Origin of the sequence: Vibrio sp. zbq_1 (assembly GCF_043102935.1) — a bacterium.
In the GTDB taxonomy this organism is placed as follows: domain Bacteria; phylum Pseudomonadota; class Gammaproteobacteria; order Enterobacterales; family Vibrionaceae; genus Vibrio; species Vibrio parahaemolyticus.
In genome coordinates this window covers 170,741-186,490 of the sequence record NZ_JBICJH010000026.1, presented here as the reverse complement: position 1 = coordinate 186,490, position 15,750 = coordinate 170,741, and the positions used below count along the sequence as shown (strand labels likewise).

Sequence of the window (15,750 nt, the reverse complement as noted above, 5' to 3'; positions counted from 1 at the left end):
TGATAGTTGGGTTTAAGTTTTTATGCTTTCGTGTCCAAAGCAAGAATTTCATCAACAAGCTTCGGTACTTCAACGCTTGCTTTACCATAGCGTTTTTCTTCAAATTCACTTTCAACCGCACTTGGCTCAAGGTTAATTTCTATAGTATGAGCGCCATGCATTTTAGCATCATGCACAAACCCAGCGGCCGGATAGACGACGCCCGAAGTACCGATAGAGACAAACAAATCAGCTTCTTCCAGTGCTGCGTATATCTCTCCCATTCTCAGTGGCATTTCGCCAAACCACACAATGTGTGGGCGCATTTGTGATGGAATTTGACAACAATGGCAAAGCTCACCAGTTTTTATATCTTCGGTATGTTCAATAACTTGGTTAGATTCACTACATCGCGCCTTAAGTAACTCACCATGCATGTGAATCACATTTTGGCTGCCACCTCTTTCATGCAAGTTATCAATATTCTGCGTAATAACCGTCACCTTTCCCTTTAATTCCGCTTCAAGACGGCCAAGAGCAAGATGCGCAGCATTCGGTTTGATCGTTTCATCTTGAAGCTTTTGACGGCGTTGATTATAAAAACTCTGAACAAGGTCTGGATCTCGAGCAAAACCTTCAGGTGTTGCTACATCTTCAATTCGGTGATTCTCCCACAGGCCATCTTGGGCTCGAAATGTTTGAATACCAGATTCAGCCGAGATACCTGCTCCAGTAAGTACTACAATATTTCTATAAGGGAAATTCATAACTTATCCTTGTTGTTCTTTTTCATTAGCTTAACACTGAAAGAATAGCAACTGTAGTAGTATGGATTAGACCATGGTCGTAATGGTCACTATTAGAATTACATTTTGAGAGGAATCGCAATGAGACAAGTATCTCTGGCGCTTATATTACTTACGACTTTAGCAGGCTGTCAGCTGACAAATGTGGAAGGTGAAATTGACGACGTAAAAGTAAAAGTCAGCACAAATGATGAAAATCATGGGCCGCACGGCAATGGTGGCTTTTGCCCTCCTGGTCAAGCTAAAAAAGGCAACTGTTAAAACGGCTTGTATATCGGTTTGAAGCAAATAGTTTAAAAAAGAACGGTTTGATGCCGCTCTTTTTTCGATTAATTTAATCTTCGTTAGTAGACGATATTTTATGAATCGCTAAATCCGCACCATTAAACTCGTCTTCTTCTGAAAGCCTTAAACCTGTTAGAGCGTTAATTGCGCCATAGACTACAAGAGCACCTAAAACCGCAATGGAAATGCCAAGAAATGTCCCTAAAACTTGAACCGCGAAGCTAACACCGCCCATTCCACCAAATCCACTTTGACCAAAAACTCCTGCAGCGATCCCGCCCCAAGCACCACATACTCCATGCAAAGGCCACACACCCAGTACGTCATCGATTTTGGTTCGGTTTTGCAGATACGTGAACAGATACACAAACAAAACCCCAGCAACGGCACCTGTCACTAATGCACCAAGCGGATGCATTAAATCTGACCCCGCGCAAACCGCAACCAAACCGGCCAAAGGGCCATTGTGAATAAAGCCAGGGTCATTTTTACCCGCAAGTAATGAAGCTACGATACCTCCAACCATTGCCATCAACGAGTTCATCGCCACTAAGCCACTGATTCCAGAAAGAGTTTGAGCGGACATAACGTTGAAACCAAACCAGCCAACACAGAGAATCCAAGCCCCAAGTGCCAAAAATGGGATATTAGATGGAGCGAAGTTCGTATGCTTTCCTGCGCGGATACGACCTCTACGCATCCCTAAAAAAGTAACAGCCACCAGCGCAATCCATCCACCAACGCCGTGCACAACGACCGAACCTGCAAAATCGTGAAAGCCATAACCAAAGGTGCTTTCAAACCAAGCTTGAACACCAAAGTTTCCGTTCCAGATCATTCCTTCAAATAGTGGGTATACGACGCCGACAGTGAAAAATGTTGCGATTAGAATCGGATAAAAACGAGCTCGCTCCGCGATACCACCAGAAACAATAGCAGGAATCGCCGCAGCGAAGGTCAGTAAGAAAAAGAACTTAACCAACTCGTAGCCATTATCTTGAGATAAGGTTTGAGCATCAGAAAAGAACGTGCCGCCATAAGCAACCCAATAACCAATAAAAAAGTAAGCAATCGCAGAAATACCAAAATCGGCAATAATTTTAACGAGTGCGTTTACTTGGTTCTTTTGGCGCACGGTTCCCACTTCAAGAAAAGCAAAACCAGCATGCATCAAAAAAACCATGATGGCACCCAATAATAGAAAAAGTGTATCGGAACTTTGTGTGAGAGTTTGTACAACGCCATGTACCTGATCGGCAGTTACACTCATTATGTTTATCTCCGTTATTTGTAGCGCACTCATCCTGTGCATCAAAGTTAAAGTCATCACCAATTTGGTGAATGAAATTTACAAAGCGTCTAATACAGCAATTACCGTTCCATAATTTACTCTTCTAACAATTAGAATTTAATTCATTGTTTTATAAAGCCTTAAATGAAATCAAAAACATTTATTTGTATTGATTTTATCTATTCAAATGCACCAATGTAGGGTCTATGCACCAATATAATGCGCACAACATGTACGCGTTTAATTAGTAAACTCTGGCCATAAACGCAAAAAAAGCCACCTCATAAGAGATGGCTCAAAACAAACTACCCGCGGAGATCTAAAAAGGACGCCATTCACTTTCTGACTTAAATGCCACTCCAGAAAAACCTTTATTCTCGATTAGTTCCGCCAGTTTTTCATCAACACATAACAACCACTCGATAGCATCCAATTGAAATATAGTTTTCTGCGTTTCAATGTCTTTCTTAAGGACAACTCGATCAATTGAATCAATCTCTCCATCAAACTCACTAAATATTGAATGATTTCTGTCCAGTAAGTCGCAAATCGCAAGAACATTTAAAAAACAGTATTCACCAAAATTTTTACCGTGGTAATTAACCTCAATCGGTAGGAATTCAACTTCACTCGTTTGTGTGTGCTCAGAAATTAAATCAGCTAACCGTCGACTCACGATTAATAAAGGACCACTAAGAAAACTATCCGCAGGCTTGTCATCTGATATGACATCAATAGTAACGTTTGGCCATTTGTCTCCTAGGACAACGCCTCCCGTCAGATTCAACCCTCTTAATACACTAGGCTCCGTTACTTTGCCTTGAGTAAAATCGGAATCTCTCTCTACCTTGTTGGTCCAAATTTTAAGTGTCATTACTACTTCCTACTTTTCCAGTGCGGATCATCCAATTGCAATCGAACTTCATTCTTTTCCAGAGCATTCCTAATTCTACTTTCTGTTTTTCCAATTTCATCTACAAGAGTCATATCATCGATAAAACCACGATCATACTTAGTTTGCAACGTTCTCATTTCTCGTCGAACTAAAGCATCAGCTGAACCTTCGTGCCTTGCACTTAGATGTCTACCCACGTGTAAAGGAAGACCTGTTTCGACAGATGTTTCAATATTAGTCGGAAGTGCAATCCCGTTTGTACCTCTGTTAATGTTGTAACCAAGTTCGGCAGCTCTATGCATTACAGGATATTCCTGAGCAATATTGATACTAATTTGATGGTGTCCAGCATGGTTTGCAGGTACCCCGCCAACTATTTCGTTATTTAACTTAAGTCCACAATCTCTGTCTAAAGAACCGCCATTAGGATTCGCAACACTCCCACTTTGACTTTTATTCAAGGGGATGATTTGGACAATTTCTTCTATGCCTACAACATATTGAACTTTGCGTTTAATACCATCTGAATAATTGATATGGCGATAAAAAGTAATCTCGTTTTTCTCGCAATCAATATGGTCTAAATCGTATTCATATCGAATATTGTTTTTACCATTGGGTTTGCGGATTTTGACTTGCGAGCGAACGCCATCTTCTCCGACGGATGACTCTTTTGCCGCCTCTAAAATCTGATCGCAAACCTCTTGGGGAACGTTGTTTTGCGCCTGATACTCAGCCAGCATTTGCTGTAAGCGTTTTAGCCCTTCTTCACAAAGGAAACCTGTTGGGTCAATCCATTGGATAGGGTTCACTGCATATTGGTAATGGTTAATGCCACCAGCAATAGATATCGGATCTTGTTGGATAAAACATCCTAGCTTAGGGTCGTAATACCGAGCGAGGTTGTAATGTAAGTTGGTTTCTTGGTCGAAGTACTGCCCTTGAAAACGTAGGGGGTTTACCACCTCTTCAATGTCAATATGGGCGAAGCCGTACACATCATATCTCGCACTCCAAACGACATGACCACTGCAATCAATGAGTCGTTCCGGTTTACCAACCTGATCGCATTCATACAAATAAATTGAGCCATTTTCTAACACAGCCAATGGGATGTAGGTTTCTGGTTGATATAGGTACCAACGGAAGCCATTGAAAGTGCGTTCTCCGAGCAAACGCTCACCTTCCCAAAGAAACTCCGTGATACCATGTTGAGTAATTTTCTTTGTTCTACGGCCTAATGCATCATATTCATAGTGACTAATACTCGAATCACCATGTACTTCTACCAGTTGATTTAATGCGTCAAACACACGTTTTTGAACCGTGCCATCGCCTTCTCGTTTAACTTGATTACCTTGTTGGTCGTATTTGTAACGAACACCTGCATAAGCTTCAATGCGGTCACTCATTACCTTAGAATCAGCCAAAGCGGGATTTCCAAAGCTATCTGATTCAAATGTTGAAGTCGAACCGGCTTCACTAACCTTTGTAACGTACCCGAGGGTATCGTACTGATAGTGAGTTGCCCCTGCAGTATTATCTAAAATTGAAGAGATTCGGTTCTGTGCATTGTATATGTATTTTTTTTCTCTACCTGACCATTGCTGCTCGACTAATCGACCGACACCGTCATAAAGTTTGCTCTCTCTGAAACTCTCAGTTTCAGTGACAGAAAGCCTCCCCATAACATCATATTGGAACTCAATTTTTGGTAATGAGTCATCGCTAAACCGGATTTCGGAAAGCCTACCATTGGTGTCGTATGAAAAGTTAAGTGACGTCTTGTCTGGTAAGGTTTGCGAAACACGCTGTCCGACTCGGTTAAACTCTTCACCGATTTCAAATTGACCTTGAATACGCTTAGTTAAATGTCCAAATGAGGAATATTGATACTGTAGAGTTTGATGACGATTAGAGGCTAAAGTCAGTCTTCCACCTAACGTATAGTTAAAGTGATTCTCAACAATATTTTTTCCATTTCCCGCTTTAATATGCTGAAGAAAGCCAGCATCGTCATAGCGGTATAAAACGGTCCTATCTGCAACATCTTTTCGGATGATTCTTCCCATAGAGTCGTATTTGAATTGGCTGTGTAGCCCATCAAATCCAACGGTACCTGATAGTAACCCTTCACTGTCGTACAAAAACTCAAACGCTAGACCATCACTTCGAACTAATTTCGTTAGGTTACGTTGTTGATCGTACTCGTAGGAAATATGGCTGCCATCAGGGAAGATTACCGCTTCTTGTTGAGCCAAAGCTCCCCATTGATAAGACGTGACACCTTCTGGTGTGTGTATCTGTGCAACACGACTAAACTCGTCATAAGCGTACTCTTCACTGTAACCGACTTTGTCTTCGTCGTTGAAATATCTTATCGATGTGCGGCGTCCGTAATCATCATAGGAAATCTGGGCAACACATCCATCGGGATACGCAATCCCATTAACTAAATCGGTAGCGCCATAACTGTAACGAAGTAAAGTGCCATCTACTTCATGAGCGACTAATCTTTGTTGTTTATCCCACCACCAACGGCTCTTCTTACCATCTTCAGACTCTCTCTTTACGACTTGACCATGTTTATCGTATTCATACTCCGTTACGCAACCTAGAGCATCGATATCCCACACTCGTTGGCCAAGACTGTTGTAATAGGCCTTTTCAAGATCACCATCAGGAGATACCGTTTTTACAAGCTTACCTAAGCTGTCATAACCATATTGAATTTGAGCACCGGAAGAGTGCAGTTTGGAAATTAATTGGCCTTGCTGATTGTACTGGTACTGTGTTGTCGAGTTATCTGGGAATACCGCTTTCTCTTTACGCCCTAAATGATCATAGTGCCATTGCCACGTTCTTCCTGTAGGGCTCGATTTTTCAAGCAGATGACCTTGCTCATCATGAATGAAAGTCCACTCATTATCTAAAGAGTCAGAATAAGAGGACTTTGCGCCCTCATAATGGAATCGATAATCGTAAATACCTGAGTCGCCAAAGTTTCTAATGCACTTAGCACTCGAGCCTTCTCCCGACCATTCAAAGTGATGCGTAAACCCTGTTGGTCGAACACGTTTGGCTATCAAATGTTGGTCTTGATACTCATATCGCTCAGTCAAACCCAAATCATTCGTCGCACTAACAAGATCGTCTTGCTCGTCATAGATATATGTTGTTAATACTTGTTCTGTCTTTGTGTTCAACAATTCAACAAGGCGCCCTTGTTTATCATATTGACACTCAAGAACTGGTCGCTTGTTATGTGCAACTTCAATTAGGCGATGGTTTCTCGAATAACGAAGTTGGAACGTCGAAAAGATTCCATTGCGGATTTGTTTTAATAGCCAAATGTCTTCTACCAACTCAAAACGATATTGATCACCACTAGAGAGAGTGACAATTCGTGTATTTGGGTTTAGGAAATGACAGCTTGCTCCGACATAGACTTGATAACTTGTTGAACCATGCTCAACTGGTTCAAATTCAATCTCGTCAGCAGAATCACTTACAAATTCCCATGAGGTGACGTTGTGCTTTTCATCTGTGACTTCTTTCAGTTCAAATTGAAAAGCATGTCGCCAACCGTAACCAAGACCTTGATTTCGGGAAGCTTTGGATGAGCGATACGTTCTTGACCAAACGAAGCCATTGGGAAGCTCTACATCATTGAGTGTTAATATTTCTTCGCCCGTTACTAGAGAAACCGGATCTCCCGCTTTTTCATGACATTCGCTGCCCGTCTGTAAAGGCTTTGCAGAGGCTGAATTCTTAGCTTGGGTTTTAGAAGATGTATGTGCTTTGTTCTGCTTAGACTTTGCGTTTACTTGCTTAGGTACCGGTGTTGGTTCACTGGATATTGTCGCGTTTTTCTTTGTTTTAGGGAAACTAGCGACATAAAGAGAACCATTCACAAGTGCTTTTGCAAATACAGGCGCATAAAGCTCTGGTGTCAGTTCTTCATCCGGTACGTTTGGGGGAAACTGACCAAGTAGATGATACAACTCTTCAACACGGCTTGAGCTAAGCGGTACGAAGTCATCTAGAAACGCCTTCGCACTCTGTTCTGAGTCAAACTTTTTGTGTTCACCTTTTGGGATTGGCTGACTGGAAAAATGATAGCTTTGACCAAGGCAGTTGGTGAGAGGGATAACAAATTGAGGAATCATAGTTGTAACGAGTGTGTCCTTTCCTATTGCCTACCACTGACTTCACAAGTTTGCTTTGTTTTCATCTAGCAGGTACTGAGAATACAAAGCAAACGTGTGAAAGCCGGATCCTTTTCAGAATTCGACTATTCCTTGACTTGAATGCACTAAGGCGAATTTGATGCTCTTTAAAAAGCTGAGCGTCGCGTACTCTAGCGGCTAAAAATGCCTTGAGTAAATGAACAATAGTGTGAGTGAGACTGAGGTCTCAGCGATTTGCCTTTTAGAGGACAATTTCTTTTGTTAATTTGACTCGCTCCCCAGATAACAAAATTCACCAAGAAAATTCACAATAGTCGCATGACTGAGATACCGTGTCTCACACAAGAGAAGCTGACTCAAACTATAGAACGTTATGCTCATGTCCAGCATGTCACGACAAGCTTCTGGCTCTCAATTGCATAACCGAAGCAATAAAAAAGCCGCCCTAAATAAGGCGGCTTTTGATGTTGTTAAGGTTCAATTATAGGTTTGGACCTGTAGAGGGAGTATGAGGTTGATTGTTACGCAGTTGCTGCATGCCTTGGAACATACGGATGAACCAGACAAGAATAGCTAACGCAGCGAATACCATTCCGACCCAAGGGATGAAGTAAGCGATGTCTTCGATCAACGTACTTTTCACCCAATAATCACTCACCCCGACTAGCACACCGTTAGAGGTCGCTACGGTGACAATCAGCACCACAAAAAACGTCAGGTAGAGGAAGAAGGTACGAATCAGACCGTAGTAATGAGAAATCACTACGTCGCTGTCTTCCCCCTTATCCAAACGGTAACCCGCATAGATAATTGCGATAACGCCTGAGATCAAAAACGTAAACGGGGTAAAACAACTCAGGATATACGCAATCCAAATCCCGTTATGATGTTTGTTCATTCGCTTTCGCTCCTTTCTCTGTCGTTGGTTTTGATTCTGCTTCGCCCATCGCTTCTTTAGACTTCACTTCTTCATACCAAAGATCGTGATGCTCTTTCGCCCATGTTTCATCGACTTCACCAGTCACCATGCCTTCTAACGCACCTTCCATACCGAATAGACCGATATAGATGTGGAAAATAAAGCCACAGATCAGAATCAGGGCTGAAATGGCATGAACTAGGTTAGAAAGTTCCATATCTCGGCGAGTTTGCCCAAAGATTGGGAAATCCAAAACTAAACCACTTACCGCGACAATAGCGCCAAAGAAAATCAACAACCAGTAGATGGCTTTCTCACCGCCGTTTGAGAACCCTGCCGATGGATGCGTTCCTTTGTGCTTACCAACCATGCCGCCCATTTTCATGAACCAACGAATATCTGTCATGTTTGGAATCGACTTGCGCCACCATTTCAAGAGTACAAACATCAGCAAAATGAAGAACAGTGGTCCCATGTAGTTGTGGTACTGCTTCGCCAACATGACGATAAAGCCCCAAAACTCGGTAGGAACATACGGTTTTAAAAAGTGCTTACCGTAAACCAGCATCAAACCACTGAATGCAAGCGTTAAGAATGTAAACGCCATACTCCAGTGGAGAGCGCGATCCAAGCGAGACCAGCGCTTCATCTTTTTGCCTGTACGAGGCTTACTTAGCATCAAAGGGCCAACAAATACGTAAGCCATGATAACCATCGCGATACTGCCGAAAATCGCGACAGCACCAGCAGGAGACATCCATTTCTCTTTTAGAATGTACCAAGTCTCACCAGGTTTACTGATTAATACGCCATGTTCTGGCGATTTAGACGTGGTATAACCTTCTTGCCCCTCTCTGACTTCACGCCAATAATCTGCACCTGCAAGTTGCGTTATCTCCTGTTGAACCACTTTAGAAGATTGCCCCTCTGCTGAAGCAGGCATTGCGAAAGTCAGCAGCAATGCCGTCATCATTGACAGCATTGCTAGAGACGCACGTTTAAGAGTGTTTAACATGTGCCTCTCCTTACTTAGCTTTTCGTCGCATCGTAAGAAAGATCGTTTCCGTCTGTCCAACCTGCGTTTTTCGCGCCGCGCTCTACCACTCGTTGACGGAAAATGTCAGAGACTTTCTCTGCGTCACCCGCAAGTAGTGCTTTTGTTGAACATAGCGATGCACACATCGGTAGTTTGCCTTCTGCGATACGGTTCGCACCGTATTTTTGGCGTTCTTCTTCTGAACCTGGTTCAGTGTTTGGACCGCCTGCGCAGAACGTACATTTGTCCATTTTGCCACGTTCACCGAACGCTTCTTGTTTCGGGAACTGCGGAGCGCCAAACGGACAAGCAAACAAGCAGTAACCACAGCCGATGCACAGATCTTTATTGTGAAGTACGATGCCGTCTTCTGTATGCTCGAAACAGTCAGCTGGACAAACCGCCATACAAGGCGCATCTGTACAGTGCATACAAGCAACAGAGATCGAGTTTTCACCCGGTTCACCGTCATTAAGTGTCACAACGCGACGACGTTGGATGCCCCATTCAAGCGCATCGTCGTTTTCGTTCTTACATGCAGTAACACAGCCGTTACACTCGATACAGCGTTTGGTGTCACATAGGAATTTCATTCGTGCCATTGTCAGACTCCTTACGCTTTACGAATGTTACATAGGGTTACTTTGGTTTCCTGCATCAAAGTAACAGGGTCGTAACCGTAAGTGGTTGCCGTGTTGGCGGCTTCGCCAACAACATAAGGTTGAGTGCCTTCTGGGTATTTAGGACGTAGGTCTTCACCTTCGAACTTACCGCCAAAGTGGAACGGAATGAACGCCAAGCCAGGTTTCACACGACGTGTAACCATCGCTTTCACTTTGATGCGTCCCTTCTCTGCACCTTCAACCCAAACATCATCACCATCTCTAAAGCCAAGATCGTTCGCGTCTTTCGGGTTCACTTCGACAAACATTTCTTGTTGAAGCTCGGCAAGCCATGGGTTTGAACGCGTCTCTTCACCACCACCTTCGTATTCAACCAGACGGCCAGAAGTCAGAACGATTGGGTACTCGCCCGATTTGTCTTGCTCTTGAATTGATTTATACAATGTAGGAACACGGAAGATTGCATCTTTGTCATCCCAAGTTGGGTAATCCGTTACAAGGTCACGACGTGGTGTGTACAGTGGTTCACGATGCAGTGGTACGCGGTCTGGGAACGTCCAAACAATCGCACGCGCTTTCGCATTACCAAATGGAATACAACCGTGCTTGATCGCGACACGCTGAATACCGCCAGAAAGGTCAGTCTTCCAGTTTTTACCCTCTGCTGCCGCTTTCTCTTCAGCCGTTAGATCGTCCCACCAACCAAGTTGTTTCAACAACTTGTCAGTGAATTCTGGGTAACCGTCTTTGATTTCACAGCCTTTCGAGTAGCTGTCTTCTGCAAGAAGGCTCTTGCCTTCGAATTCCACACCAAAGCGCGTACGGAAGTTACCGCCACCTTCTGCAACCGTCTTAGACGTATCGTACAGAATGTGTGTGCCTGGGTGTTTCATTTCCGGTGTACCCCAACATGGCCAAGGTAGACCGTAGGTTTCACCGTTGACAGGGCCACCTTCCGCTTCCAATGTGGTTTTGTGGAACGTATGCCAGTTTTGTTGGTGCGCTTTCAAACGCTCTGGGCTTTGGCCTGTGTAACCAATCGTCCACATGCCTTTGTTGAATTCACGCGTTAGGTCTTCAATAACTGGCTGGTTGTTTTCAACACGGATGTTTTTGAACAGAAGATCTGAATAGCCCAGTTTCTTCGAAAGCAGGTACATGATTTCGTGGTCTGGTTTTGATTCGAACAAAGGTTCAATCACCTGATCACGCCATTGTAGAGAGCGGTTAGAAGCGGTAACACTGCCGTATGTTTCAAACTGCGTTGTTGCAGGAAGCAGGTAAACGCCGTCGGTACGGTCGTTCATTACCGCAGCAACAGTTGGGTATGGGTCCACAATCACCATCATGTCCAACTTTTGCATCGCTTTTTTCATCTCAACACCACGTGTTTGAGAGTTCACTGCGTGACCCCAGTAGAACATTGCACGGATGTTTTCGCGTTGACGAATGTTGTCTTTGTTTTCCAGTACGCCATCCACCCAACGAGATACAGGAATACCTGCACTGTTCATTGGTTTTTGACCACCGTAAGCGTTGTCATCGAAACGGCCTTTAATCCATTCGTAATCGATTTCCCACACTTTTGACCAGTGACGCCAAGCACCTTCAGAAAGGCCGTAGTAGCCCGGTAGCGTGTCAGAAAGTACGCCAAGGTCGGTTGCGCCTTGTACGTTATCGTGACCACGGAAGATGTTTGCGCCGCCGCCTGATTTACCAATGTTACCAAGCGCTAGCTCAAGCACACAGTAAGCACGTGTGTTGTTGTTACCAGTAGTATGCTGAGTACCACCCATACACCAAACAATACAGCCTGGGCGATTTTCAGAAAGCAGTTTTGCTGTTTGGTAAACGTCTTCTTCGCTTACGCCTGTTACACGCTCAACTTCTGCTGGCGTCCACTTCGCTACTTCAGCACGGATTTCATCCATACCGAATACACGTTGACGGATGAATTCTTTATCTTCCCATTGGTTTTCGAAGATGTGCCACAACACACCCCAAATGAATGCTACGTCAGAACCAGGACGAAGTGAGACATAGTGATCCGATTTTGCTGCCGTACGTGTACGACGAGGATCCGCTACGACGATCTTACAGTTGTTCTTCTCTTTCGCGATCAGAATGTGCTGCATCGCTACTGGGTGTGCTTCAGCTGGGTTTGAACCAATGAACAGCATCGACTTACAGTTGTGCATGTCATTGAAAGAGTTGGTCATCGCACCGTAACCCCAAGTGTTCGCTACACCCGCCACGGTTGTTGAGTGACAAATACGCGCTTGGTGGTCAACGTTGTTAGTGCCCCAAAGTGATGCCATTTTGCGGAACAAGTACGCTTGTTCGTTGCTGTGCTTTGCGCTTCCCAAGAAGTAAACCGAATCAGGGCCAGACTCTTTGCGGATGTCAATCACCTTGTTACCGATTTCTTCGATCGCTTGATCCCAAGAAAGCTTTTTCCACTTACCGTTTTCAAGCTTCATTGGGTATTTAAGGCGGCGCTCACCGTGACCATGTTCACGCAGTGCGGCGCCTTTTGCACAGTGACCACCGGCGTTAAATGGGTGGTCGAATGCAGGCTCTTGACCCGTCCAAACACCATTTTGAACTTCTGCGTAAATACCACAACCCACTGAACAGTGAGAACAGATAGTACGTTTTACTTCTGTTTTCGCTTCTGGATCGACTGATTTTGCTTGCGCCTTTTTCATCATTCCCGGTGCGAATAGACTAGCACCAACCACTGCACCACCAGCGGCAAGCGAAGTGTTTTTCATGAATGCACGACGAGATACGCCAAGCTGGTTCGTTTCTTTGCTCACACTGTCGGAGCGTTTGACAAGTTTCATCCGTTATCTCCTAAAGTGTGTCGTAGTAATCGCGAATGTGTTGAGTTTCACGATACCCTTTCTTCTTCACGTCTTTTTCAGAAGGCTCAACCGTTTCTGAAGCAACGGCCACTTTCGTGGTTCCCGCAACAACAGCACCAGCAACGGCAGCGGTTGTGAAGCCTTTTAGGAGATCCCTACGGCTTGTGTTTATTTCTTTATTATCTTTCATCATTGCTTCCTTACCTTACGGTAGATCTTTGGAGACTCATGCCTCTCTATCGATATGACCAAGTACTGCTCGATTACTCGTAATCAGTGACGTTTTTCACATCAATTTTTAATTTGCTCTTACTGCTTTTGGTGTTCACGCTAAAGCGCACTTGCTCTAACGTTAAAAACGCATCGCAAAGCTGTGCAGCTGGCTTGTAGAAGTTTACGCTTTCTGCGTTCTCTAGTTGGCGCGTAAAAGATTGGAACCAAGGCGCGATGTGTTTGTTAAACACCGCTTGTTGAAGTTCTTCCTCTTCACCCGTCAGCATTGCCATCACTTCGCACAGTGCAGAAATATGGTCTTCAGGCTCTTTCACGTTCTCTTCCCGTTCGATGCCTAAAAGTTCCAAATCGCGACGAATTTCCGCTAACGGTTTTTCCATCATCGAGCCCGTACGATGCCAAGACCCGAATGGCACAACTTCACCACGTCCAATGCCAATAAACAGATCTTGATATTCTTCTTCTAACGCTTCACGTTGCGCTTCGTTCGCGGCTTGTTGCAGTGCGAGCCAAGCTTTTTGCATCGCGCTCTCAGACGGTTCAATTTCTAGCGATTTCAGGAACGCCAGCATTTCCTCACTTGGCGCACTACGAAAAAGCGCGGATAGAACGAGATAAATGTCCGTTCTCAGTGTTTGTTCTTGTTGTGTATCCACTGCGAGCTCCTAGTATTTCAATTGATTCATTGGATCAGCAGCCATCGACTCAAACATGTCGATCACACGACAGTCTTCACACATGGCGATGCGATTAATGGCGGCTTCATCAGAGAAATGAGAATGACCACGAAGTTTGTTTTGCAGCATGTCGATCATCGATTGCGGAGCAAAAGGCTTGTGACAGCGAATGCACTCGGCTGCCTTTTCTTCATGAATCACAACCGCTTTCTGGCGTTCTTCTTTCACCCAGTTCATACGAGGAGTAAGCGTCAGCACTTTCTCTGGACACGCTTTCTCGCACAGCCCACATTGAATGCAGTCTTGCTCGACGAATTTAAGCGACGGAGATTGGCCGTCCGTATGCAATGCACGTGTTGGACACACCGCCACACAGCTCATGCACAACGTACAATCTTTGTTTTCACAAGAGACTGTGCCGTAAGGTGCGTTCGCTGGAAGCTCAACAATGTTCTCAACTGGAATACGTGATGCTGACAACGCATCCAACGCCGTAAATAGACGCTGACGTTTGTTACCTTGCAAATCACCTAATGCCAAATCAAAAGACTCAGTACAAAGTGTCGGAGCACCTTCACGTAGTGACTCTAGGTACAAAATGTCGATGGTTTCTTTGGCGATACCAAGTTGGTCGAGCAGCTCTTGAGCAATACCTACTTCGCTATTAAGCACACGAATAATGGTTTGAGGCATAAAACGCGAAGCCGCAAACAGCACCTGAGTGGCACCGTTCACAAGCGCGGCAAACCAAGTATCTATACCAACCGAAGGCAGTTCTTCCACCACAATTGGAATCACATTATCTGGCAATGCTTTTAGTGCCATCACGTTGTAGCTCTCGTGGCGAGAACTACAAATCAATACGATAGGATCTAAACCACCCGCTTGCTCATAGTTGGCTAGCGTACGTTCAATAAACTTTTGCGTATCTTCGGGGTTTGGCAATGCGTAATGAATAGCTTCTGTCGGACACGCTGTAGCACAAGTACCCACGCCTTGACATAGGTATGGGTTGATCTCGATGCGATGGCCCGTTTTGTCGCTGCCTTCACTCGATAGTGCCCCTGCCGGACAAGCATCCACACAACGTTCGCAACCTTTTACGCCACGAGAGCTGTGTGCACATAGATCGGTATCTAAACGGAAGAATTTCGGTTTATCGAACGTCCCCATCAAGGTTGGAATTTCTTCCAACGCTTCAGCCAGTTTCGGATAGCCACGACCAACTGGGTAGTAGCCCGGTACTGGTACTTCTTCCGACATGCAGCTGTTTAGGCAAAGATCGAGTACGATATCGAAACAATCGCTATTGATCGCGACCTTGGCAAGATTGTTGGTCGAACCATGATTTTCAATCAGAACTTCAAACGTACCTAAGAACCCTGAAACCTGAACCGAATTAGCGTAGTAAAGCTCGGGATTTGTTCCCTTTTCGCCATCGGTAGAAAGCAGCGTTAGGCTGTTCATTTGCGACAATTGCGCTGCCGCACTTTCGATGATTGCCGTTGGACCCACAATCAAAGTATTACCGCCGCTTTCATAGCTTACGGTTGGTGGAATAAGATTGGTCAACTCTACGGTATTTTCGAAAGCGTACAGCCTCGCTTTACCGTTATTGGAAGTTGCTTGTTCTAATAATTGTTTCAGCATTGCTCAATTCCATTTATGAACATGGATAGTCTTTTCCATCTCTTAGTGTAGTTAGCGCCGGAGATTCTGCTGATTAACTTATCAATGAGCATTCTTATTCCGCCATCTATAGGCGATGAATACTACGCAGTGCGTCCGTACTAACTTCAACCAGAGTGGTATTGAGCAACAAATAGCAAATGTCATGCCAATAAAATATCAATTAAAATTCAATCAGTTAGACATTTTACCGACAAATAGTAGGGATAAAAAAACCGGTTGAGACATTTTGTCCCAGCCGGTTCATTGAGTGTTTAGT

12 protein-coding genes are annotated in these 15,750 nt (G+C 44.4%); 1 reads left to right on the top strand and 11 read right to left on the bottom strand.

Annotated elements, in window-relative coordinates; translation table 11 throughout:
* Positions 1–20 precede the first annotated feature (20 nt).
* Entirely contained in the window at positions 21–746 is a 726-nt protein-coding gene (gene cobB, locus ACF8CV_RS13440) for a Sir2 family NAD+-dependent deacetylase (RefSeq protein ID WP_015296744.1), read from the bottom strand.
* A 120-nt stretch (positions 747–866) separates the two neighbouring features.
* Between cobB and ACF8CV_RS13435 the strand changes: the two genes are divergently transcribed.
* Positions 867–1,046: a hypothetical protein gene (locus ACF8CV_RS13435; RefSeq protein WP_138938691.1), complete on the top strand. Its 180-nt coding sequence runs from the start codon at positions 867–869 to the stop codon at positions 1,044–1,046.
* A 73-nt stretch (positions 1,047–1,119) separates the two neighbouring features.
* Here ACF8CV_RS13435 and ACF8CV_RS13430 read toward each other — a convergent pair whose 3' ends face one another.
* From ACF8CV_RS13430 to ACF8CV_RS13385, 10 genes are all read right to left on the bottom strand, one after another.
* Positions 1,120–2,340, bottom strand: coding sequence for an ammonium transporter (locus ACF8CV_RS13430; RefSeq protein ID WP_021486678.1), 1,221 nt, complete (start codon positions 2,338–2,340; stop codon positions 1,120–1,122).
* Between the two features lie 340 nt (positions 2,341–2,680).
* Positions 2,681–3,235, bottom strand: a complete 555-nt coding sequence (locus tag ACF8CV_RS13425; protein WP_021449073.1) for an imm11 family protein — start codon at positions 3,233–3,235, stop codon at positions 2,681–2,683.
* A 2-nt stretch (positions 3,236–3,237) separates the two neighbouring features.
* Positions 3,238–7,425, bottom strand: coding sequence for an RHS repeat-associated core domain-containing protein (locus ACF8CV_RS13420; RefSeq protein ID WP_138938692.1), 4,188 nt, complete (start codon positions 7,423–7,425; stop codon positions 3,238–3,240).
* A gap of 502 nt (positions 7,426–7,927) precedes the next feature.
* Complete coding sequence (locus tag ACF8CV_RS13415) at positions 7,928–8,344, bottom strand: membrane protein (RefSeq protein WP_005479430.1); 417 nt, start codon at positions 8,342–8,344, stop codon at positions 7,928–7,930.
* Complete coding sequence (locus tag ACF8CV_RS13410) at positions 8,328–9,380, bottom strand: formate dehydrogenase subunit gamma (RefSeq protein WP_015296735.1); 1,053 nt, start codon at positions 9,378–9,380, stop codon at positions 8,328–8,330. Before ACF8CV_RS13410 ends, ACF8CV_RS13415 begins: the two co-directional genes overlap by 17 nt.
* 14 nt (positions 9,381–9,394) lie before the next feature.
* Positions 9,395–10,003 carry a formate dehydrogenase FDH3 subunit beta gene (gene fdh3B, locus ACF8CV_RS13405; protein WP_005453840.1) on the bottom strand — a complete coding sequence of 203 codons (609 nt, stop codon included), beginning with the start codon at positions 10,001–10,003 and terminating at the stop codon, positions 9,395–9,397.
* A gap of 11 nt (positions 10,004–10,014) precedes the next feature.
* On the bottom strand, positions 10,015–12,870 hold the full coding sequence (locus ACF8CV_RS13400) for a formate dehydrogenase subunit alpha (RefSeq protein WP_086583776.1): 2,856 nt from the start codon (positions 12,868–12,870) through the stop codon (positions 10,015–10,017).
* Between the two features lie 10 nt (positions 12,871–12,880).
* On the bottom strand, positions 12,881–13,081 hold the full coding sequence (locus ACF8CV_RS13395) for a twin-arginine translocation signal domain-containing protein (protein WP_005396171.1): 201 nt from the start codon (positions 13,079–13,081) through the stop codon (positions 12,881–12,883).
* 73 nt (positions 13,082–13,154) lie between these two features.
* Positions 13,155–13,781: a molecular chaperone gene (locus tag ACF8CV_RS13390; protein ID WP_024703673.1), complete on the bottom strand. Its 627-nt coding sequence runs from the start codon at positions 13,779–13,781 to the stop codon at positions 13,155–13,157.
* A gap of 9 nt (positions 13,782–13,790) precedes the next feature.
* A complete protein-coding gene (locus ACF8CV_RS13385) occupies positions 13,791–15,452 on the bottom strand; it encodes a 4Fe-4S dicluster domain-containing protein (RefSeq protein WP_020903769.1) in 1,662 nt (553 codons plus the stop codon).
* Between the last annotated feature and the right edge of the window lie 298 nt (positions 15,453–15,750).